At 63.8% G+C, this 18906-nt stretch carries 18 protein-coding genes; 7 read left to right on the top strand and 11 right to left on the bottom strand.

Annotated elements, in window-relative coordinates; all coding sequences use genetic code 11:
* The first annotated feature begins 277 nt into the window (after window positions 1-277).
* Window positions 278-553, top strand: coding sequence for a hypothetical protein (locus L5014_RS16295; protein ID WP_238464763.1), 276 nt, complete (start codon window positions 278-280; stop codon window positions 551-553).
* Between the two features lie 115 nt (window positions 554-668).
* On the opposite strand, the gene L5014_RS16290 is transcribed toward L5014_RS16295, so the two are convergent.
* The 6 genes from L5014_RS16290 to L5014_RS16265 all read right to left on the bottom strand — a co-directional run bounded on the left by L5014_RS16290 (window position 669) and on the right by L5014_RS16265 (window position 7534).
* Window positions 669-1640 (bottom strand): branched-chain amino acid ABC transporter permease, encoded by a 972-nt coding sequence (locus L5014_RS16290; protein WP_238464762.1) that lies wholly within the window; start codon window positions 1638-1640, stop codon window positions 669-671.
* The gene (locus L5014_RS16285) at window positions 1640-2524 is read right to left on the bottom strand and encodes a branched-chain amino acid ABC transporter permease (RefSeq protein WP_238464761.1); all 885 of its coding nucleotides are present in this window, start codon (window positions 2522-2524) and stop codon (window positions 1640-1642) included. The genes L5014_RS16290 and L5014_RS16285 overlap by 1 nt, the downstream gene beginning before the upstream one ends.
* 141 nt (window positions 2525-2665) lie before the next feature.
* Entirely contained in the window at window positions 2666-3883 is a 1218-nt protein-coding gene (locus tag L5014_RS16280; protein ID WP_238464760.1) for an ABC transporter substrate-binding protein, read from the bottom strand.
* Between the two features lie 110 nt (window positions 3884-3993).
* Window positions 3994-4755 (bottom strand): ABC transporter ATP-binding protein, encoded by a 762-nt coding sequence (locus tag L5014_RS16275; protein ID WP_238464759.1) that lies wholly within the window; start codon window positions 4753-4755, stop codon window positions 3994-3996.
* Window positions 4752-5531, bottom strand: coding sequence for an ABC transporter ATP-binding protein (locus L5014_RS16270; RefSeq protein WP_238464758.1), 780 nt, complete (start codon window positions 5529-5531; stop codon window positions 4752-4754). The genes L5014_RS16275 and L5014_RS16270 overlap by 4 nt, the downstream gene beginning before the upstream one ends.
* A 278-nt stretch (window positions 5532-5809) precedes the next feature.
* On the bottom strand, window positions 5810-7534 hold the full coding sequence (locus L5014_RS16265; protein ID WP_238464757.1) for a GMC family oxidoreductase: 1725 nt from the start codon (window positions 7532-7534) through the stop codon (window positions 5810-5812).
* 189 nt (window positions 7535-7723) lie between these two features.
* Between L5014_RS16265 and L5014_RS16260 the strand changes: the two genes are divergently transcribed.
* Together L5014_RS16260 and L5014_RS16255 are read left to right on the top strand one after the other, a co-directional pair.
* On the top strand, window positions 7724-8611 hold the full coding sequence (locus L5014_RS16260) for a LysR family transcriptional regulator (protein ID WP_238464756.1): 888 nt from the start codon (window positions 7724-7726) through the stop codon (window positions 8609-8611).
* A 234-nt stretch (window positions 8612-8845) separates the two neighbouring features.
* Entirely contained in the window at window positions 8846-9382 is a 537-nt protein-coding gene (locus L5014_RS16255) for a class IV adenylate cyclase (protein WP_238464755.1), read from the top strand.
* A 3-nt stretch (window positions 9383-9385) separates the two neighbouring features.
* Here the strand turns inward: L5014_RS16255 and L5014_RS16250 are convergent, their stop codons facing one another.
* Window positions 9386-9877 (bottom strand): Lrp/AsnC family transcriptional regulator, encoded by a 492-nt coding sequence (locus tag L5014_RS16250; protein WP_238464754.1) that lies wholly within the window; start codon window positions 9875-9877, stop codon window positions 9386-9388.
* A gap of 140 nt (window positions 9878-10017) precedes the next feature.
* Here L5014_RS16250 and phhA point away from each other — a divergent pair, with 140 nt between their 5' ends.
* The 4 genes from phhA to L5014_RS16230 all read left to right on the top strand — a co-directional run bounded on the left by phhA (window position 10018) and on the right by L5014_RS16230 (window position 14495).
* The gene (phhA, locus tag L5014_RS16245) at window positions 10018-10914 is read left to right on the top strand and encodes a phenylalanine 4-monooxygenase (RefSeq protein ID WP_238464753.1); all 897 of its coding nucleotides are present in this window, start codon (window positions 10018-10020) and stop codon (window positions 10912-10914) included.
* Window positions 10915-11041: 127 nt separating this feature from the next.
* On the top strand, window positions 11042-11416 hold the full coding sequence (locus L5014_RS16240) for a 4a-hydroxytetrahydrobiopterin dehydratase (RefSeq protein ID WP_274389395.1): 375 nt from the start codon (window positions 11042-11044) through the stop codon (window positions 11414-11416).
* 372 nt (window positions 11417-11788) lie between these two features.
* Window positions 11789-12475 (top strand): response regulator, encoded by a 687-nt coding sequence (locus tag L5014_RS16235; protein ID WP_091999860.1) that lies wholly within the window; start codon window positions 11789-11791, stop codon window positions 12473-12475.
* A gap of 403 nt (window positions 12476-12878) precedes the next feature.
* A complete protein-coding gene (locus tag L5014_RS16230) occupies window positions 12879-14495 on the top strand; it encodes a sensor histidine kinase (RefSeq protein WP_238464751.1) in 1617 nt (538 codons plus the stop codon).
* 132 nt (window positions 14496-14627) lie between these two features.
* Here the strand turns inward: L5014_RS16230 and L5014_RS16225 are convergent, their stop codons facing one another.
* The 4 genes from L5014_RS16225 to L5014_RS16210 form a co-directional block, all read right to left on the bottom strand.
* Window positions 14628-15131: an SET domain-containing protein gene (locus tag L5014_RS16225; protein ID WP_238464750.1), complete on the bottom strand. Its 504-nt coding sequence runs from the start codon at window positions 15129-15131 to the stop codon at window positions 14628-14630.
* Between the two features lie 208 nt (window positions 15132-15339).
* A complete protein-coding gene (locus L5014_RS16220; protein ID WP_238464749.1) occupies window positions 15340-16452 on the bottom strand; it encodes an NADH:flavin oxidoreductase/NADH oxidase in 1113 nt (370 codons plus the stop codon).
* A 115-nt stretch (window positions 16453-16567) separates the two neighbouring features.
* Window positions 16568-17305, bottom strand: a complete 738-nt coding sequence (locus L5014_RS16215; protein ID WP_238464748.1) for a glutamine amidotransferase — start codon at window positions 17303-17305, stop codon at window positions 16568-16570.
* Window positions 17306-17531: 226 nt separating this feature from the next.
* Window positions 17532-18170, bottom strand: coding sequence for a MarR family winged helix-turn-helix transcriptional regulator (locus L5014_RS16210; RefSeq protein ID WP_238464747.1), 639 nt, complete (start codon window positions 18168-18170; stop codon window positions 17532-17534).
* Window positions 18171-18906 lie beyond the last annotated feature (736 nt).

Raw genomic sequence — 18906 nt, 5'->3', positions numbered from 1 at the left:
GGTTTCAATACGGCAGCGTTCGTGTGCCCATGCGCGATTCAACGATCGGCTAATCGGGGAAACCCGGGGAAACCATGCCGGCTGGTTATGCTGACCGCATGGTCGGCGAATGGCGAGTGTAACGGAGCGATGTTTGGCGCGGCAAGCGCTTTCCAATGGCTTACAGCATGAATGCAACGCGCGCGCCGAGGTATTCACAATGCGTAACGCGCGAAGCCATGCACAGCGGGCGTCGCGCGCTTTACGACGAAATTTGCGTAATTCGGAGCGTGAAAAAATGCATACGCAAACGCCGATTATTGGCGAACGCCATGCAAAGGTAACGCGAGTGGAAAGAACAAAAACGGAGGAAGAAAAAGATAATCGGGAAACGAACTGGGCATACCAGGCAAAACTGGCGCAGAAATATAAAAAGCGCTGTTGGACTCACGTCCAACAGCGCTTCCTTGTCCGGGCACTTTGTGCCTCAGTTGTCTCCTCGTTCTCCACCTGCAAATTCGGTGCATCAGAACTAGGTGAGACTTTAAACTTCACCCCCCTGCCGGGCAACTAGCATTTACCCTAGTGATGCAATGCGACACTCCAATGGGCGCTCCGAACGCCATTGTCTCATTGGCGGCAATCAATCACCACGCATACGCTGCGCTCCGTTTGCTGCTCTGCTCCCATCAAGCCCGCAGCGGCCGCACCCGCGAAACGATCTCACCGACGATGCCGCGCCGGAACGCCAGCACACAGGCAATGAAGATGAGGCCGGTGACAATCGTCGCCGACTCGCCGAGCGAGCGGAACCAGTCCACGCCCGTCAGACGGGCAATCGCGGTGCCGATATCGCCGAGCCGGTCTTCGAGCGCCACGATCAGCGCCGCGCCCACGAGCGGACCGAACAGCGTGCCCATGCCGCCCACGAGCGTCATCAGGATCACGAGGCCAGACATGGTCCAGTAGGCGTCGCCGAGCGTTTCGAAGCCGAGCACAAGCACCTTGAGCGCTCCCGCTAGCGCCGCGAGACCCGCCGAAAGCACGAACGCAAGCAGCTTGAAGCGGTCGGTGTCGTAACCGAGTGAAACGGCGCGCGGCTCGTTCTCCTTGATCGCGCCCAGCACCTGGCCAAACGGCGAATGCACGATCCGCACGATCAACAGGAACGCGAACAGCATCACCAGGAGCACGACGTAATAGAGTGCGAGATCGGAGTCGAGCGAGACGAGCCCGAACAGCTTGCCGCGCGGCACGCCCTGCAAGCCGTCCTCGCCGTGCGTGAACGGCGCCTGCAGGTACACGAAATAGACCATCTGCGCGAGCGCGAGCGTGACCATCGCGAAGTAGATGCCCTGACGACGAATCGCGAAGATGCCCACGATCAGCCCAAGCACCGTGCCGGCAGCAGTGCCGGCCAGCACCCCCAATTCCGGCGTGAAGCCGAGCGACTGGATCGTGTAGCCGGTGGTATAGCCCGCCGTCGCGAGGAACATCGCGTGCCCGAACGAAAGCAGGCCCGTATAGCCGATCAGCAGATTGAACGCGGCGGCAAAGAGCGCGAAACACAGCACCTTCATCACGAAGAGCGGATACGCGCCAACGAAAGGCGCGACGATCAACCCGATCAGCAGCAGGCCATAAAGTACTTTTCTTTGCATCACCGTTCCTTGCCGAAAAGACCAGCGGGGCGAATCAGCAGCACGATCGCCATGATCACGAACACCACGGTCGCCGATGCCTCGGGCCAGAACACGCGCGTGAAACCTTCGATCACGCCGAGCAGGAGACCCGTGATGATCGACCCCATGATCGAGCCCATCCCGCCGATCACGACCACGGCGAACACGGTGATGATCATGTGCTGGCCCATGAGCGGCGAGACCTGGATGACCGGCGCGGCCAGCACGCCCGCGAACGCGGCGAGCGCGACGCCGAAGCCGTAGGTGAGCGTGATCATGAGCGGCACGTTGATGCCGAACGCCTCCACGAGCTTGGGATTCTCCGTGCCCGCGCGCAGATAGGCGCCAAGGCGCGTCTTCTCGATCACGAACCAGGTGGCGAAGCACACGGCAAGCGACGCGATCACGACCCACGCGCGATAGTTGGGCAGATACATGAAGCCGAGATTGGTCGCGCCCGAAAGCACGTCCGGCACGTCATACGGCTGCCCCGAGGAACCGTAGATCGAGCGGAACACGCCCTCCAGCACGAGCGTGAGCCCGAAGGTCAGCAGGAGTCCGTATAAATGGTCGAGCCGATAAATCCAGCGCAGCATCGAGCGCTCGATCACCATGCCAACCAGTCCCACCACGATGGGCGCGACGAAGATCATCACCCAGTACGGCAGGTTGAAGTAAGCGAGGCCCATCCACGTGAGCATCGCACCGAGCATGAACAACGCGCCGTGCGTGAAATTGATCACGTTGAGCATGCCGAAAATCACCGCGAGACCCAGGCTCAGGATCGCGTAGAACGAACCGTTCACGAGCCCGAGCAACAACTGGCTCAGCATTGCCGGAAGCGGAATGCCAAAGATCGTCATGAAAGCCGCCATGAATACCAACAACGGTTACGCACACATGCGGCACGCGGCGCGAGCCCTCTCCTCGCTGCGCCGCGCCACGTGCCGCCTGCCTGACACACATCCATCGCACCCTTCACATTCAGCCAACTCCAAGGGCGCTTACTTCCAGAGCGCGCAGCGCGACTCCTGCTTCGTCGTGTACGCCTGATCGCCCGGAATCGTCTGCAGGACCTTGTAGTAGTCCCACGGCTTCTTCGATTCGGACGGCTTCTTCACCTCGACCAGATACATGTCGTGGATCAGCACGCCATCCGCGCGGATATGGCCGTTGTTCGTGTACATGTCGTCGATCTTGTTCTTCTTCAGCTCCGCCATGACCTTGTCGGCATCGGTCGTGCCGGCCGCCTGCACCGCCTTCAGATACGACGTCGCCGCCGAATAATCGGCCGCCTGCAACTCGGACGGCATCTTCTTCGTCTGCTCGTAGTAGCGCTGCGCCCACTTGCGCGTCGCATCGTTCTGGTCCCAGTACCAGCCGGTCGTGAGCACGAGGCCCTGCGTGGTTTCGAGCCCGAGGCTGTGCACGTCGGGCAGGAACATCAGCAGCGCCGCGGTCTTCATCGACTTGTTGATGCCGAACTCTTTCGCGGCCTTGATCGCGTTGATCGTGTCGCCGCCCGCGTTCGCGAGGCCGAGGATCTGCGCCTTCGAAGCCTGCGCCTGCAACAGGAACGACGAGAAGTCCGACGCCGAGAGCGGATGCCGCACTTCGCCGAGCACCTGGCCGCCGTTCGCCTTCACGACGTCGGCGGTGTTCTTCTCGAGCGACTTGCCGAACGCGTAGTCGGCGGTCAGGAAGAACCAGCTCTTGCCGCCTTGCTTGAGCACCGCGAGGCCCGTGCCCTTCGCGAGCGCGACCGTGTCGTAGCCGTAGTGGACCGTGTACGGCGTGCACTGCTCGTTCGTCAATGCATCCGAGCCCGCGCCGGTGTTGATGTACACGCGCTTCTTCTCGAGCGCGACCTGGTTCATCGCGAGCGCCGTGGCCGAGTTCGTGCCGCCAAGCAGCAGATCGAGTCCGTCACGGTCGATCCACTCGCGCGCCTTCGACGCCGCGATGTCCGCCTTGTTCTGGTGGTCCGCGTACATGACCTGGATCGGCTTGCCCAGCACCTTGCCGCCGAAGTCCGCCACCGCCATCTTGATGGCGGCGAGGCCGCCCGGGCCGTCGTCGTCCGCATAGAGGCCCGACATGTCGGTGATGAAGCCAATCTTCACCGCGTCGTTGGCGGCCTGCGCGGTTCCTGCGCTAAACGCCATCACGGCGGCCGTTGCGGCAAACAGGGCCGCGAGCCGCGCGAACGTGGTTTTCTTCATTGCAGTCTCCTTCTTTGGTTGCGTAGTTATTCAGGAACACTCCATGAACAGCGGAGGCAAGACAAATCGCGCGGCGCGGTCCGCAGCCGCGCGCGAGGCAAAAGTGAAAACTAGACGCCCAGCAGATCGTGCAGCACGGGCATCTTGCCTTCGAGCTCGGCAATGCCGAAGCGCTCGACAATGCGCCCATGCTCCATCACATAGAAACGGTCGGCGAGCGGCGCCGCGAAGCGGAAGTTCTGCTCGACCATCACGATCGTGTAGCCGCGCGACTTCAGCGTGATGATCATGCGTGCAAGCGTCTGCACGATGACCGGCGCGAGGCCTTCGGAGATCTCGTCGAGCAGGAGCAGATTCGCGCCCGTGCGCAGGATGCGCGCCACGGCGAGCATCTGCTGCTCGCCGCCCGAAAGCCGCGTGCCCTGGCTGTTGCGGCGTTCCGCGAGATTCGGAAACATCGAGTAAATCTCGTCGAGCGACATCCCCTTCGCGCCTTTCACTCCGATAGCAGGCGGCAGCAGCAGGTTTTCCTCGCACGAGAGGCTCGAAAAGATGCCGCGCTCCTCGGGGCAATACCCCACGCCGCAGTGCGCGATGCGATAGGTGGGCATGTTGATGGTTTCGCGCCCGCCGATGCGGATCGACCCGGTGCGCTTGCCCGTGAGACCCATGATCGCGCGCAGCGTGGTGGTGCGCCCTGCCCCGTTGCGCCCAAGCAGCGTGACGACTTCGCCGCGTTTCACGGAGAAGTCGACGCCGTGCAGGATGTGCGACTCGCCATACCAGGTTTGCAGGCCCGCGATTTCGAGCGCGCTCTCGCCAGATGCGGCATTCGCGGCCGCCGTGTGCCCGTGTTCCGTCACTGTACTCATGCGTGCGTCCCCGCGAGCGCTGCATCGGCGCTGCCCATGTAGGCTTCGGCCACGAGCGGATTCTTCGATACGTCCGCGTAGCTGCCCTCGGCCAGGACCTCGCCGCGCTGCAGGACCGTGATGGTGTCGGAAATGCCGGCGATCACGTTCATGTTGTGCTCGACCATCAGGATCGTGCGGCCAGTGGACACTTTCTTGATGAGCGCCGTGACACGGTCCACGTCCTCGTGGCCCATGCCTTGCGTGGGCTCGTCGAGCAGCATGAGTTCGGGCTCCATTGCGAGCGTCGTCGCGATCTCGAGCGCGCGCTTGCGCCCGTAGGCGAGTTCGACGGTAGGCACATCGGCGAAATCGGTCAGGCCCACCTGGGTGAGCAGATCCATGGCGCGGTCGTTGAGTTCGCCGAGCGAGCGCTCGCTCTTCCAGAAGTGGTACGTGGTGCCGAGCTGGCGTTGCAGGCCGATGCGCACGTTCTGCAGCGCAGTCAAATGCGGAAACACCGCCGAAATCTGGAACGAGCGGATAATGCCGCGCCGCGCGATCTGCGCGGGCCGCTCATGCGTGATGTCGATGCCGTTGAAGACGATGCGTCCCGCGCTCGGGACGAGAAATTTGGTTAGGAGATTGAAGCAAGTGGTCTTGCCCGCGCCATTCGGTCCAATGAGCGCGTGAATCGACCCGCGGCATACGCGCAGGTTCACCCCGTTGACGGCCGTGAAACCCTTGAACTGTTTCGTGAGGCCGCTTGTCTCCAGAATCGTGTCGCCGAGAATCATGTCCCCTTCCACGCGAAGTAAGGCGTAACACTTCATGTCGTTCGTGCAGGGCTGTGCACGACTGTGTATCGCGCGCCATGTTTCGGCACGCGCTTGCCCGTTCTTGCCATTCCGCGCCATTGTCTCGCCAATGATGCAGCGCAATCATTGGGATTTGCACTTACGGGCGGGGGGCAGATCTCGCGAAGACCGCACGCGTCGTTTGGCAACAGATGACAGCATGATGACGACATGATGGCGGAACATTTGACGCATCGCGACGATGCATCAAGCGCGCTTCACGCCGGCGCCGCCGATGCCGCGGCTTCGCTGCGCACGTTCGTTGACGCGCCTGCGCGACGGTCCTCGCGCAACATCTGCGCGGCGCGCTCGGCAATCATCAGCGTGGGCGAATTCGTGTTGCCCGATGTGATGTTCGGCATGACCGATGCATCCACGACGCGCAGCCCCTGCACGCCGCGCACGCGCAGCCGCGCATCGACCACGGCGTCGGAGTCGTCGGCACGGCCCATGCGGCAGGTGCCCACCGGATGGAAGATTGTCGTGCCTACATTGCCGGCCGCCTCGCGCAGTTGCGCCTCGCTCTCGAACACGGCACCCGGCAGAATTTCCTCCGGTCGATAGCGCGCGAGCGCGGGCGAAGCGGCGATACGCCGCGTGAGACGCATGGCATTGGCGGCCACGCGCAAATCCTCCTCGGTCGACAAATAATTCGGCGCGATCGCGGGCGCCTCCTTGGGATCGGCCGACACCGCATGAATGCTGCCCCGCGACGTGGGCCGCAAATTGCATACCGACGCCGTGAATGCATTGAAGCGATGCAGCGGCTCTCCGAAGCGGTCGAGCGAGAGCGGCTGCACGTGATACTGCAAATCGGGGCGCGTCATGTTCGCGTCCGACTTCGCGAACGCGCCGAGCTGCGAGGGCGCCATCGACATCGGCCCGCTCTGGAACAGCGCGTACTCCATGCCGATCATCAGCTTGCCCCACCAGTGCGCGGAGGCCGTGTTGAGCGTGCGCACGCCGTTCACGCGAAACGCCATGCGCAGTTGCAGATGGTCCTGGAGGTTCTCGCCCACGCCGCGCAAGTCCTGCACGATACCGACGCCAAGCCGCGCCAGCCGCGCCGCATCGCCCACGCCGGAGCGCTCCAGCAGTTGCGGCGAGTTCACCGCGCCCGCGCTCAGGATCACTTCGCAGCGCGCACGCGCGACATAGGGGACGTCGCCGCGATATTCCACGCCCACGCAGCGCGTACCCTCGAAGATCACGCGCTCGGTGAGCGCGCCCGTAACCACGGCGAGATTGGGCCGTTTCATGGCCGTGCGCAAAAACGCCTTCGAGGTATTCCAGCGCACGCCGTGCTTCTGGTTCACATCGAAATAACCCACGCCGCCGTTCGGGCCGCCACTGTCGCCGCGATTGAAATCGCCGGTGGCGGGAATGCCCTGCTCCTGCGCGGCCTGCGCGAACGATTCGAGAATCTTCCACTTCAGACGCTGCTTCTCGACGCGCCATTCGCCGCCCGCGCCGTGAAACGCATTGGCGCCGCCGTGATAGTCCTCGCTGCCGCGAAACACGGGCAGCACCGAATCCCAGGACCAGCCCGAATCGCCGCTCACGCGCGCCCACTCGTCGTAGTCTTCGCGCTGGCCGCGCATGTAGATCATGCCGTTGATCGACGACGATCCCCCGAGCACGCGCCCGCGCGGATACGAGAGCGCGCGGCCGTTGAGGCCCTTCTCCGCGCCGGTCTTGTAGAGCCAGTCCGTGCGCGGATTGCCGATGCAGTACAGATAGCCGACTGGAATGTGGATCCAGTGATAGTCGTCCTTGCCGCCCGCTTCGATCAGCAGCACGGAAACGTCGGAGTCTTGCGTCAGGCGGTTGGCGAGCACGCAGCCCGCCGTGCCCGCGCCGACGATCACGTAATCGAATTCGCCTTCGAGGCGGCGCGTGGGCGCGTCGCGTCCACGCGTGGATTCGCGTGTTGTTGTGGACATGGTTGTGTCTCCCATCCCATGCAAAGCTTTCCTGTTCGCGGCGCCTGAAAATCCTCAGCGTCAATCAGCATGTAGCGCGTATAGAAGCGCGGCAACGCTGGATTGGTGCCAGTTAGCGTAATCGCGCGAGGCATCGGCGATCCAATGATTAATCCTCAACTGAGATATAAGGCGAGTTAATATCAGCGCATGGACCTGACCTTGTTGCGCGCGTTCGTCACGGTCGCGCGCGAGGGCAATCTCACGCGCGCGGCAACGCATCTGCATCTGACGCAGCCGGCCGTGAGCCTGCAGATCAAGCATCTGCAGGAGACGCTGGGCGTCACGCTCTTCACCCGCACTTCGCACGGCCTCGTGCTCACGCGCGATGGCCAGGCGCTGCTGCCGCACGCCGAGCGCGCGCTCGCCGCCGCCGGCGACGTGCAGCGCGCCGCCGCCGCGCTGCGCCACGAGGTGCGCGGGCGGCTGCGCATCGGCACCATTCTCGACCCCGCGTTCCTGCGCCTCGGCGGCTTCTTGCGCCAGCTCGTGGAAACCTGGCCGCAGATCGAGACGGCCCTGCGTCATGGCATGTCGGGCTGGGTGCTCGACCAGGTGCGCGCGAGAGAGCTGGACGTGGGCTATTACATCGGCCAGCCCGGCCCCGACCCCGACACGTTCCACACCATCACGCTCACGCGCTTTCAATATCGCGTGCTCGCGCCCGCCGGCTGGAAGGACCGCGTCAAGGGCGCACGCGACTGGCGCGCGCTCGCGGCGCTGCCGTGGATCTGGACGCCGCCCGCTTCTGCGCATAACCGGCTGCTCTCGGGGCTCTTCGAAGCCGCGCACGCCAAGCCCGTAAAAGTCGCCGAGGTGGATCAGGAGCCCTCGATGCTCGATCTCGTGAAGTCGGGTGTGGGCCTCTCGCTCGCGCGCGACGCCACCGCGATCGCCGAGGCGCACGCGCATGCGCTCACCATCGTCGAAGGCGTGACGGTGCCCACCGAGCTCACCTTCATCACGCTCGCTGCGCGCCGCGACGAACCCACCATCGCGGCAGCGCTCAAGGCCATCGAAACGCAATGGGCGATATGAGCCGCGCTCATGAGCCAACGGCGGTACGAGGCGCGTGCCGGCGCATTGGCGTCCGGTTGACTGGAACGCGCATCGCTCCATAACAACACGACGTAACAACGCGGTCACCCAACTTTTGCTAGATTCGCCATTCGCTGTGCGTTTTGCACGCGCCCGATTTGCGCGAATGACAGGCATCAGGCACGGCGCAGTCCGAGCCTCGTCCATCGTTCCCCCGTTCCACAGGAGCCTCGCATGGCCCGCAACATCGAAATCAAAGCCCGCGCCCGTCATTTCGACGCCTTGCGCGAGCGCGCCGCCCAGCTCGCACCCGATGCGCCGCTGATCTTTCGTCAGCAGGACTTCTTCTACGACGTGCCGCGCGGGCGCCTGAAGCTGCGCCAGTTCGACGACGGCACGCCGCCCGAGCTGATCTTCTACCAGCGCGACGACCGCGACGGCCCGAAGGCCTCGTATTACACGCGCAGCCCCGTCACCAATGCCGAGGCGATGCACTCGCTGCTCGCCACGGCGCTCACGACGCGCGGCATCGTTTCGAAGGAGCGCCATGTGTACCTGGCGGGCCGCACGCGTATCCATCTGGACCGCGTGGATGGTCTGGGCGACTTCGTCGAACTCGAAGTGGTGCTCGGCCCCGAAGACGACGAGCAAGGCGGCGAGGCCGAAGCACACGCCATGTTCAAGCAGCTCGGCGTGGAGGAAAGCGATCTGGTGGCCGTGGCCTATGTCGATCTGCTTAACGCGCCGGCTTCAGTGACCTCAGCGGCCTGAACATCACGGCGCCGCCGTGCCGGGCTCCAGATGCCCGAGCGGCAGCGGGCCGTTGCGCTTGAACGTCGTGAGCACGATGTTCGAGCGCACGCTGTCCACGCCGGGCACCCGCATCAGCTTCTTCATCACGAACGACGACAGCGCGTTCAGATCCGGCGCCACGATGCGCAGCAGATAGTCGGCGTCGCCCACCACGGCATGGCATTCGAGCACTTCCGGCAGCACGTCGATCTGCTGCTGGAATTGCTCGATGATCGAATCCCCGTGGTGCTTCAATTTCAGGCTCGTGAACGCCGTCACGCCAAGGCCGAGCTTTTCGGGCCGCAGCACCACGCGATAACCGTCGATCACCCCCGAGGCCTCCAGCCGCTGGAGCCGCCTGCCGATCTGCGAGGGCGAAAGCGGCACCTGCTCGCCAAGTTGCTGATGCGTGGCGCGGCCGAAGCGCTGCAAAACGTCGAGCAGCGCCAGATCGAAATGATCGAGTTCAAGCATGAAAATATTCCGCATAAATTGGGTATTTACGCTCGATTATTGCATATCCAACTCGATATCTACCTGAAATGCGCGCATGCCGCGCTCGCTCCGCTCTACACTTGCGTATCAACGAGTGTTTTTATTGGAGCGTTACGAACATGGCTGTCGCTGCCACCGCGAAGCTGCAAGAGCAGTTCGACGCGGGCCTCGAAACCCGTCCCGACTTCACCATCGACCAGCCGCTCGAACGCTACGGCGCGGTCGATCACGCGGTCTGGGACCAGCTCTACCGGCGGCAGATGGCGTTGCTCGAAGGCCGCGCCTGCGAGGCGTTTATCGAGGGCACGCGGCGCATCGGCTTGAACGTCGCGCACGTACCCGCGTTCGACGCCGTGAGCGAGCGGCTGATGAACGCCACGGGCTGGCGCATCGTGGCAGTCCCGGGGCTCGTGCCCGATCGCATCTTCTTCGAGCACCTGGCCCACCGCCGCTTCCCGGTAACGTGGTGGATGCGCCGCCCCGACCAGCTCGATTACCTGCAAGAGCCCGACTGCTTTCACGACCTGTTCGGCCATGTGCCGCTCCTGACCGACCCCGTTTTCGCCGATGCGATCCACGCCTACGGGCGCGCCGCGCTCGCCGTCGACGAACGCGCGCTGCCGCTGCTCGCGCGCCTCTACTGGTACACCGTGGAATTCGGCCTGATGCGTGACCCAAGCGCGCCACATGGCGTGAAGATCTATGGCGCGGGCATCGTGTCGAGCAAGGGCGAATCGCTCTACAGCGTGGAAAGCGCCGCGCCCAACCGGCTCGCCTTCGACCTCGAACGTGTGCTGCGCACGCGTTATCGCATCGATACGTTCCAGAAGACCTATTTCGTGATCGACTCGTTTGCGCAGCTATTCGACGCGCTCGGCACCGGCATTGCCGCGCATCTCGCCGATCCGGCTCCGCTCATCGCTGTCGAGCCCTACGCCGCCGGCGCCGTGCTGCACGGCGACACGATGTACACGCACGGCACACGCGAAGGCTGGCTCGAAGGCGGCGACGTCTGAGCGCACGGCGCGGCGGGCCACAAGACGGCTAGCGGCATGAACCATGCGCATGGAGCCAGTATTCCCCGTGCGCGAATTGCCGCACCGCCGCCCGGTCTGCACGCACGCGTCGCACATCCGTGAAAAAATGGCTCATCGACCCGGCGGCTTTGCCGGGCCTGAAATACACATCGCACAAACAGGTGCCACGATGATCAACCGACTCACCTCCGAAGAGCGCGCCACGCAACTCGCCGACCTGCGCGGCTGGCACGCCGTCGCGGGCCGCGACGCCATCCAGCGCCATTTCCATTTCGCCGACTTCAACGAAGCCTTCGGCTTCATGACGCGCGTGGCGATCAAGGCGCAGGAAATGGACCACCATCCCGAATGGTTCAACGTCTACAACCGTGTGGAAATCACGCTTTCGACCCATGAGGCCGACGGCCTCACCAAGCGCGACATCGACCTCGCGCGCTTCATCGACTCGATCGCGCCCGGCCCTCTCACCGCGTCGGCCTGAAATCAGGAACGCGTAAGCGCTTTGCGTGCGTCGTGCGTTAGATAAAAGCCCGCACGACGCGCAACACGCACAAGCGCTGCGATGAAAGCATAATGCAGGGTATCAGACGTCCAAACCTTCAGCTTTGAAGGCCAATATTGAAGGATACGTAAGACTCCCAGGCAGCGCTTGCATGGGGTCTAAACGTTACGGTGGGAAGACGTTCTGACGCTGTACAATCAGCAGCGCATACGGCCTGGAACGCGTCTCCTGGCACAACAACGACAACGCGGCAACGCGAGTTCGTCACCGCTCGAAAGCGAGCGATTGCGCCAGAAGTCGAAACGCGAACTGCGTGCGTAAATGCTAAACCCATTGTATTGAGCGAATCCCATGCGACTCCTTCTGATCGAAGACGACCGCCCCATCGCACGCGGTATCCAGTCCAGCCTCGAACAAGCCGGCTTCACGGTCGACATGGTCCACGACGGCATCTTCGCCGAACAGGCACTCACGCAAAATCGTCATGAGCTCGTGATCCTCGATCTCGGCCTGCCGGGTATCGACGGCATGACGCTGCTCTCGCGCTTTCGCCAGAGCAACCGGCACACGCCGGTCATCGTGCTCACCGCGCGCGACGAACTGAACGACCGCGTGCAAGGCCTGAATTCGGGCGCCGACGACTACATGCTCAAGCCGTTCGAACCGGCCGAGCTCGAAGCGCGCATTCGCGCCGTGATGCGCCGCAGCGGCCCGCACGGCGACGTGCCGCGCCCCGAAGTCTCGCTCGGCGGTGTGCGCCTGTCGGGTGTCGACCGCCGCATCTTCAACGACGACAAACCGCTCGAGCTTTCGCCGCGCGAATTTGCCGTGCTCGAAATGCTGCTGCTGCGTCATGGCCGCGTCGTGAGCAAGGCGCAACTGCAAGACCACCTCACGCATTTCGGCGGCGACCTCGGCGACACCGCGATCGAAGTCTACGTGCACCGCGTGCGCAAGAAGCTCGAAAGCTGCCGTGTCGAGATCGTCACGGTGCGTGGTTTCGGCTATCTGCTGCAAGAAATCCGCCAGGCTGCCTGAGGCCGCTGAGGCCCGCTCGCGCGCCATCAGGCGCAACATCAGGCACCACATCAGGCACCACATCAGGCACCACAACCGCGGCGCAAGCTCCATGCGCCGCTGCATCTCCCCCGCTCCAGCTTTCAGCCCGGCCACGCACTGGGCTGAAGCTCGTCGCGCCCGCCCCCGCCGTTGCGCAGGTCTCCCGAGCGTCGCGCGGCAAGGCAAGCGCCCGCGCACCCGACACATACCCAGCAAGCACCAAGCACCAAGCGTCAAGCACCGCGATACGTCACGGCCTGGGTCCGGGCGTGGCCAGTCTGCCGCAGGCCCGCCCACCCGCGTAAAATGAGTCCCAGTCCGTATGGCGCGCACGCCCAGAACCTGCTGCCCTGCGCCTGACCCTTCTTCGCCCGAACCGACCATGTCCCTACCGGCCGCAACGAGCCTGCGGCGCACGCTATTGCGGCGCCTCGCCGCTCCACTTTCGCTGCTCGCGCTAATGAGCGGCCTGATTGCCTATTGGCTCGCGTGGCAATACACGCAGCACGTGGTCGACCGCTCGCTCGCCGACCTCGCCACCGCCATCTCCAAACAGATCCAGATCGCCGGCCCAGAGGCGCCCATCACTGTGCCACCGCTCGCCCAGGCGATGTTCTCCGATCCGGTCGAGCACCTCATCTACCGCATCAGCGACGGCGAAACCGAAATCGCCGGCGACCACGACCTGCCGCTGCGCGGCGACAACGTGCGCCGCATGCACTACGCGTACGTGTTCGAGACCCTCTACAAGGGCGTGAGCGTGCGCGTCGCGCAGGTGCGCGTGCCGCAGCCCAAAGGCAACCCCATCGTCGTGGAGGTGGGTCAGCCCGTGCATCACCGCTTTCGCATTGCCGCCGAGTTCCTCGTGGCGATCATGATGCCGCTGCTGCTGCTCCTGCTCGCCGGCTGGGCGATCGTGTGGCGCGTGGTGAACCAGCAGCTCAACCCGCTCACCGATCTCGCGGACTCGCTCAATCGCCAGACGCACACCTCGCTCGAACCGGTCGACGAAACCTTCGTGCCGGTCGAGATCCGTCCGCTCACTGGCGCGCTCAACGCGCTGCTCGGGCGCCTGAAGACCGCGCTCGACGCGCAGCGCAAGTTCATCGCCGACGCCGCCCATCAACTGCGCACGCCGCTCACGGCTGTGAAGCTGCATGCCGAGCAGGCCGTGAACGCACGCGAGCCGCAGAAGGTCAGCGACGCCGTGCGTGAGCTGCGCGCCGCCGCCGACCGCGCAGTGCGTCTCTCGAATCAGTTGCTTTCGCTCGCGCGCGCCGAGCCGGGCGAACAGGCGGCGCGCTTCGTCGATATCGACATGGCCGCGCTGGCGTTCGAAACCGGCGCCGAGTGGGTGCCGCGCGCGCTCGCGAGCCACGTCGACCTCGGCTTCCAGCGCCTCGACGATCCCGAGAACGACACGCCGCTGACGGTGCGCGGCAATCCCGTGCTGCTGCACGAAGTGATTGCCAATCTGCTCGACAACGCGCTGAAGTATCTGCCGGCCGCGCGCGCCGAGGGCGGACGCATCACTGTCACCGTTACTGAAACACTTGCGGATGGCGTGCCGATGGCCGAGATCGTCGTCGAAGACAACGGCCGCGGTGTGCCGCCAACGCAGCAAGCCGATCTCTTCAAGCGCTTCTTCCGCGGCGACGGGCAAACCGAGAGCGGCGTGGACAGCGGCGCGGGCCTTGGCCTCGCGATCGTGCACGACATCATGACCCTGCATCGCGGCAGCGTGCACTACGAGGACGCGCCGGAAGGCGGTGCGCGATTCATCGTGCGCGTGCCGCTCGCGAGCCGCCCGGCACCGGGCGCGAAAGACGGCAAGGAAACGAACCGCACGAAGGAGACGGTTGCGGATATGCATACATCGGGCAAGAGCGCGGCGCGCACCGACCAAAGCGAAGCCGGTTCTCACGCGCAGTCTTACGCGCTTCCTCACACGCAGTTGCCCGCGAAAAAGCCCACGCACAAAGCGCCTGTCGATAACTGACGCACTGACGCGCGGCGCCGAGTTCACATCCGCATCGAGAAAAGACATGGGCCGCATCGAGCGGCCCATGTTCGTTCCAGTAGTACGTGACGATGCACGCATACACGGCTCAGCCAGCCGCCATGCCTATTTCTATTTCTTTTTCTTGCTCTTCTTCGACTTGCCGCCCTTGCCTTTGCCCTCGCTCTCCTCGGGCGGCGCGAGCATCGTGCCGCGGCACTTGCGTGCGCCGCAGCGGCATTCGTATTCGCGCTTGAGCTTCCTGGTCTGCTTCGCGTCGATCACGAGACCGTAGTCGTAAAACAGTTCCTCGCCCTCGTCGATATCGCGCAGCGCGTGAATGTACACGTGACCGTCGATCTCTTCGGCTTCGCAGTTCGGCGAGCATGAGTGATTGATCCAGCGCGCACTGTTGCCTTTCACCTTGCCGTCGATCACGTCGCCGTCGTCGAGCGCAAAATAGAAGGTGTGATTCGGTTCGTCGGGATTATGCGGATGACGCCGCAATGCTTCCTTCCACGAGATGCGTTCGCCCTTGTATTCGATCAGACGTTCGCCGGCCTCGATAGATCCGGCCGCAAATACGCCCTTGCCGTGTACGCCCGACTGGCGCACGACGATCCTGCGTACACTCATTGAATGAATCCTTGTTTAGTCATTCCACGCAAACGCGGCGCCTTGTCGGCGCCGCGCTCATGAGCGCGCATTCAATCGAAAGGCTCGAGAAGTCTCGAGAAGCGCGCCGCAACCGGCATCGTACACGTTCACGCCTCTTTCGTTCAACTCGCGTGGCGCTTACTCGCGCGACGCTCAACGTTGCATTCAACGCGACTTCAGCGCGTATTCACCTTTGACCGAGCGTCGTTTCGCCAAAGAGCGTCTTGTGCTCGCGAGGCTGCGAGCGCCAGTACTGCGGCGGCGCGTTCACGCTCGCGCCGAGTTGCGCGGCGGCGTGCCATGGCCAGCGCGGATCGTAGAGCATCGCGCGCGCCATCGCGATCATATCGGCTTCACCGTCTTCGAGAATTTGATTGGCCTGCAACGCGTCGGTGATGAGCCCCACCGCAATCGTGTTCACGCCGGTCTCCTGCTTCACCTTGCGCGCGAACGGCACCTGATAGCCGGGCTCGAGCGGAATCTTCTGCAACGGCGAGACACCGCCGGACGATACGTCGATCCAGTCCGCTCCGCGCGCCTTGAGCGCTTGCGCGAACACGACAGTGTTTTCGGGTGTCCAGCCGCCGTCCACCCAATCGGTTGCCGACACTCGCACACCAATCGGGCGATCGGCCGGAAATTCCGCGCGCACCGCGTCGAACACTTCGAGCGGAAAGCGCATACGGTTTTCGAGCGAACCGCCATATTCGTCGCTGCGCTGGTTGGCGATCGGCGAAAGGAATTGATGGAGCAGATAGCCGTGTGCCGCGTGGACTTCGAGCGCGTCGATACCGAGCCGCGCCGCACGCCGCGCCGTTGCCACAAACGCATTGCGCACGCGGTTCAGGCCGGCCGTATCGAGCGCGAGCGGCAGCGTTTCGTCGGCCTTGTGCGGCAGCTCGGAGGGCGCATGCGGCAACCATCCGCCATCGGCCACGGAAATCAGTTGCCCACCCTCCCAGGGCACGCGGCTCGACGCCTTGCGCCCCGCATGCGAGATCTGCATGGCGATGCGAACCGGCGAATGACGGCGGATGGCGGCAATCACCGGTTCGAGCGCGGCTTCGGTCACGTCGTCCCAGAGACCGAGATCGGCGGGCGTGATGCGGCCGTCCGGCTCGACGGCAGTCGCTTCGATGCACAGCATCGCCGCCCCCGAAAGCGCGAGATGGCCGAGATGGATCATGTGCCAGTCGGTGGCCTCGCCTCGCACGGCCGAGTACTGACACATCGGCGACACGACAATGCGGTTGGCGAGCGTCACGCCACGCAACTCGAGCGGAGTGAAGAGCTTGCTCATGGGAGGAGTGCGAACGGTGGTGGAAGCGTTCGAGAATAGCACGCGTCTTTGACAGGCGCTGACGGCCACCCAACGGCCCTCAACGGTCCAAAGGTCTGGCAAAAGACCGGCAGATTCAGGGCTGTGACGCGGGTGAGCCGGTGTTCACGTTGTCGACGGCGTCGAGCCATTCGCCGAACATGCGGCTCGCGTGGACCTCGAGCGCCGGACCGTGCTGCGCGGTCTGCGCCCGCAGCAGATTGACGTCGATGCACGCCGCATCGATCTCGGCGGCATGGCCGATCAGCCAGGGTTCGAAGCGGTCGGCGCGCACTTCGGGATGACATTGCAGACCAAGCACATGCGAGCCCCACGAGAACGCCTGGTTTTCACACAGCGGCGTTGAGGCAAGACGTGTCGCGCCTTGCGGCAGATCGAACGTGTCGCCATGCCAGTGCAGCATCGACGTGGATGCGCCATCGACGTGCCGCAGCGGCGAGGCACGGCCCGCGTCGGTCAGCGTGAGCGGCGTCCAGCCGATTTCCTGCTGACCGGAGGCATAGACGCGTGCGCCGAGCACGCGCGCGATGAGCTGCGCGCCGAGGCAAATGCCGAGCGTGGGCAGGCCCGCGGCGATACGCTTTTCGATCAGCGCGGTGATGGGGGCAAGCGTGGGATAGCGAGCGTCGTCGCAGGCATTGATGGGACCGCCGAGGATCACCATCAGCGAGGTCGAAACGGGATTGAGCGCGCCGACGCGCGCAAAGCCGACATCGACATAGCGCACCGGGCACCCGCGGTCCCCGAGCACCCGTTCGAAACTGCCGAGGTCCTCGAAATATACGTGGCGAATGGCCAATACTTCGCGATTCATCGGCAAATCCCTGGGTCAGCTACACAATGCAACGCGTCGTGCGAGCGGCATGCATGCCGGCATCGCACGATAAGCACACGCTGGAGCACGCACCTGCGTGCAACGATTCAGGCGCGCTGGCGCCAACGCGCCACGCGCACGGTCGAACCGGATACCTCGTTCAAGCGCGCCGCGCGGCTGCGAACAGCCGCCGGCCCGTGCGACGTCACATGACGCCGCATGGCAATTACGCTGCGAAAATCTTCCAGTTCTTTTTCTGCGTCGTTGCGTCGGCCTGGTCGTACACCGAGCAATCGAGACGCACGTCGGTGTCCGACATGTCGATTTTAAGCAGCCCGCAGTGATGCGGCGTCTTCTTCGGGTTCTTGCTGGGCTCGAAATGCGAGCAGGTGAGGCACATGCGGTGCTGCGGCATGGCTTCCTGCGACTCCAGCACGTAGACCGTCTTGAGCAGCGTGCGGTAGATCGCCGACTGCTCGTCCGCGCGCAGCGTGCCGACAGCCTTCGAGAGGAAGTCGGGCCATTGCGCGGCCTTCTTCGCGGCCGTGCGGCCACGCGCGGTGAGACGCACCGCGAGCGCGCGGCCGTCGTCGAGCGCACGGCGCTTTTCGACGAGACCCTTGGTTTCGAGCGTGCTCACTGCATCGCTGGTCGTGGCGGCAGTCAGTGCCGTCTCACGGGCGATCTCGCCGAGGCGCATCGGCCCCTTGCGCTGCATGAGCAGCACGAGAATTTCACCCTGGGTTGGCGTGAGTCCCGCCCCTTCGGCCCAGTCCCAAGCCTGGCTTCGCATTGCCGTGCTCAGTCGCAGCAGGCTATGGGTCACCCGCCCGGCTGCCTGCTCTCCGTATACGCCTTCGCTCATAGTCTTTCGCTGGTTATTTGGCAGCTTGCGCTGCATCGTCAGCCGCCGCACATGTCGGCAGCCTTGTGGGAAAGTTCGCGCCCGATTCCAGGAAATCGACCGCACCATCTCAAAAAATTCCTGCTTCGCCGGCGCAAAAACGCCCGCCGCGCACAGTCATTTCATCTCTCGCCTTACAGGCCCAAAGCGTCCTTCACGCCTCGCACCTGCGCCGCAAACCGATATTCTATGCGAGAGTGGCGAATCGCACAGCTAACTTATCCAACGAGAATTGTGGATAACCAGTTAGTAAGTACGCCATTGGTATGTGGGGTGATTCTAGATGCTGTGTAATCCTGAACCCTGCCGATACCTGGTTATCCCTGATTTTTTCCGCCAACGCAACCGAAGTCTACCCGCCCTTCGTGCATGCAGGCCATTGAGTTTTCAGGCATTTCAGAGGTTACCCACAGGACGTGGCTCGCCTCGTCAGCAACGATTGACTCTGTTTGCGCGAACATCAAAAAAATAAGAACCCCCTGGTATCTTGCCTGGGACAAAAAAATCTTTTTTTCACCCAGCGCAAGGTTTCGCGGGCGCCCCTAAAACACGAGGGCAGCCCGCAGGCTGCCCTCTTTTGTGCGCCGAGCATGCGCAACAGCTTGGGGGTGAGAGTCCCCTGCCCAGCCAGATGGGGCGAAGGGCTAGTGAAACGCAAGGGCGTCGTCGCGAGGCGGGGTCTGAAGGAAGCGTGTAG

It is taken from the genome of Paraburkholderia tagetis (assembly GCF_022213065.1).
Lineage (GTDB): Bacteria > Pseudomonadota > Gammaproteobacteria > Burkholderiales > Burkholderiaceae > Paraburkholderia > Paraburkholderia tagetis.
Note: the sequence above shows the minus strand (reverse complement) of the source record. Positions and strands in the feature narration are given on the sequence as shown.

Coding starts and splice junctions, on each gene's coding strand:
- L5014_RS16295 (WP_238464763.1), top strand. CDS start 278: ATGCATACGCAAACGCCGATTATTGGCGAACGCCATGCAAAGGTAACG.
- L5014_RS16290 (WP_238464762.1), bottom strand. CDS start 1,640: ATGCAAAGAAAAGTACTTTATGGCCTGCTGCTGATCGGGTTGATCGTC.
- L5014_RS16285 (WP_238464761.1), bottom strand. CDS start 2,524: ATGACGATCTTTGGCATTCCGCTTCCGGCAATGCTGAGCCAGTTGTTG.
- L5014_RS16280 (WP_238464760.1), bottom strand. CDS start 3,883: ATGAAGAAAACCACGTTCGCGCGGCTCGCGGCCCTGTTTGCCGCAACG.
- L5014_RS16275 (WP_238464759.1), bottom strand. CDS start 4,755: ATGAGTACAGTGACGGAACACGGGCACACGGCGGCCGCGAATGCCGCA.
- L5014_RS16270 (WP_238464758.1), bottom strand. CDS start 5,531: ATGATTCTCGGCGACACGATTCTGGAGACAAGCGGCCTCACGAAACAG.
- L5014_RS16265 (WP_238464757.1), bottom strand. CDS start 7,534: ATGTCCACAACAACACGCGAATCCACGCGTGGACGCGACGCGCCCACG.
- L5014_RS16260 (WP_238464756.1), top strand. CDS start 7,724: ATGGACCTGACCTTGTTGCGCGCGTTCGTCACGGTCGCGCGCGAGGGC.
- L5014_RS16255 (WP_238464755.1), top strand. CDS start 8,846: ATGGCCCGCAACATCGAAATCAAAGCCCGCGCCCGTCATTTCGACGCC.
- L5014_RS16250 (WP_238464754.1), bottom strand. CDS start 9,877: ATGCTTGAACTCGATCATTTCGATCTGGCGCTGCTCGACGTTTTGCAG.
- phhA (WP_238464753.1), top strand. CDS start 10,018: ATGGCTGTCGCTGCCACCGCGAAGCTGCAAGAGCAGTTCGACGCGGGC.
- L5014_RS16240 (WP_274389395.1), top strand. CDS start 11,042: ATGGCTCATCGACCCGGCGGCTTTGCCGGGCCTGAAATACACATCGCA.
- L5014_RS16235 (WP_091999860.1), top strand. CDS start 11,789: ATGCGACTCCTTCTGATCGAAGACGACCGCCCCATCGCACGCGGTATC.
- L5014_RS16230 (WP_238464751.1), top strand. CDS start 12,879: ATGTCCCTACCGGCCGCAACGAGCCTGCGGCGCACGCTATTGCGGCGC.
- L5014_RS16225 (WP_238464750.1), bottom strand. CDS start 15,131: ATGAGTGTACGCAGGATCGTCGTGCGCCAGTCGGGCGTACACGGCAAG.
- L5014_RS16220 (WP_238464749.1), bottom strand. CDS start 16,452: ATGAGCAAGCTCTTCACTCCGCTCGAGTTGCGTGGCGTGACGCTCGCC.
- L5014_RS16215 (WP_238464748.1), bottom strand. CDS start 17,305: ATGAATCGCGAAGTATTGGCCATTCGCCACGTATATTTCGAGGACCTC.
- L5014_RS16210 (WP_238464747.1), bottom strand. CDS start 18,170: ATGAGCGAAGGCGTATACGGAGAGCAGGCAGCCGGGCGGGTGACCCAT.